Origin of the sequence: Cupriavidus basilensis, assembly GCF_029335485.1 — a bacterium.
Classification (GTDB): domain Bacteria; phylum Pseudomonadota; class Gammaproteobacteria; order Burkholderiales; family Burkholderiaceae; genus Cupriavidus; species Cupriavidus basilensis_E.
This window is the reverse complement of record NZ_JARJLM010000354.1, coordinates 1-1,806: the sequence shown is the minus strand read 5'-3', so window position 1 is coordinate 1,806 and position 1,806 is coordinate 1. Positions and strand designations below refer to the sequence as shown.

At 68.8% G+C, this 1,806-nt stretch carries 2 protein-coding genes; both read left to right on the top strand.

The window, feature by feature from the left end; genetic code table 11:
• Positions 1-266: tripartite tricarboxylate transporter substrate-binding protein (locus P3W85_RS20990; protein ID WP_276266210.1), on the top strand; the 266-nt coding region annotated here is incomplete at its 5' end.
• Between the two features lie 123 nt (positions 267-389).
• On the top strand, positions 390-1,806 hold a 1,417-nt coding region (locus P3W85_RS20985), incomplete at its 3' end, for a long-chain-fatty-acid--CoA ligase (protein ID WP_276266209.1).

Sequence of the window (1,806 nt, the reverse complement as noted above, 5' to 3'; positions counted from 1 at the left end):
CGACCTTCCGCGAGAGCGGCATCGCGGGCATGGACTCGATGGGCTGGTTCGGGCTCCTGCTGCCGGCCGCCGCGCCGCGCCCGGTGGTGGAAAAGTTCTCCGCCGACGTCAACCGCGTGCTGGCCATCCCGGCCTTGCGCACCCGCATGAGCGAAATGGGCGTGGTGCTCGCCGGCAGCACGCCTGATGCCTTTGCCGACACCATGCGCAGCGACTACGCGCGCTGGGGCAAAGTCATCCGCACCCGGAACATCCGCCTTGATTAACACCAGCCCGGCGGCGGCCGGCGCCTTTCTTCTCCTGTGTTTTCCATGATGCAAGCTGCTTCCGTTTCCCCGTCCACTGTTGCCCCGTCCCCCACTTATCGCTCCCCGTTCTGGCCCCCCGGCATGCCAGCCGAGGTGCACGTGCCGCGTACCAGCCTGGCCTACAACGTCGAGGTGGCCGCCCGGCGCTATCCGGACAAGGCCGCGATCCGGTATTTCCACACCACCATCACCTACGCCAGCCTGCAGGCGCAGATCGAGCGCATGGCGGGCTACCTGCAACAGGCCTGCGGCGTGGCGCCGGGCGACCGGGTGATGCTGTTCAGCCAGAACTGCCCGCAGTTCATCGTCGCGTATTACGCCATCCTGCGTGCCGAGGCAGTGGTGGTGCCTGCCAATCCGATGTGGCTGACCGGCGAGCTGGAGCACGTTGCGGACGACAGCGGCGCGGTGGCGGCCTTCGTCGCGGCGGAGCTGTATCCGCAGATTGCGCCGCTGCACGGCGCAAGGCTGCCACATGTGATCGTGCATCAGTATGGCGACATGCTTGGCGACGGCGGCGCGGTTGCCGGTGCCGGCCCGGCCGTGCCCGCATGGCTGCGCCAGCGCGCGCCGCTGCCCGCCGGCGCGCCGCCCGGCGCCACGCTGGCGTCGTGGGCGCAGGCCGACGCCGCGGGCCATCGTCCGGGGCCGCACCAGGCCGGCTACGACACGCTTTGCATGCTGGCCTATACGTCGGGTACCACCGGCCATCCCAAGGGCTGCATGCATACGCACGGCACGCTGATGAGCGCGGCGGTGGGCTCGCAGCTGTGGCGCAGCGCCAGCCCGGAGAGCGTATGCCTGTCGGTGGCGCCGATGTTCCATCTGCTCGGCATGCAGAACGGTATCCATGCGCCGCTTTATCTCGGCGCCACCATCGTGCTGCTGCCGCGCTGGGATCGCGCGCTGGCAGCAGACCTGATCGAGCGCTACCAGGTGACCACCTGGGGTGCGCCGCCGGCCATGCTGGTGGACTTTTTCGCGCAGCCCGGCATCGGGGAGCGCAACCTGTCCAGCCTCGCCTACCTCGGCGGCGGTGGCGCCGCCATGCCCGACGCCGTGGCAACCATGCTGCAGGAGCGCTTCGGCCTGCCTTATGTGGAGGCTTACGGGCTGACGGAGACCGCCGCCTTCCTGCTGTCCAACCCGCGCCACCGCCCCAAGCGCGAATGCCTGGGCATCGCCACCTTCGGCGTGGACGCACGCGTGATCGATCCGCATACGCTGGCCGAACTGCCGCAGGGCGAGCTGGGCGAAATCGTGACGCAAGGCGCGCAGGTGATGCAAGGCTACTGGCGCAACCCGCAGGCCAATGCCGAAGCGTTCGTCGAGCTCGACGGCAAGCGCTTCCTGCGCACCGGCGACCTCGGCTTCATGGACGCGGAAGGCTACTTCTTCATGCGCGACCGGCTCAAGCGCATGATCAATGCGTCCGGCTTCAAGGTCTGGCCGGCCGAGGTGGAGAACCTGCTCTATGGGCATCCCGCCATCCACGAAG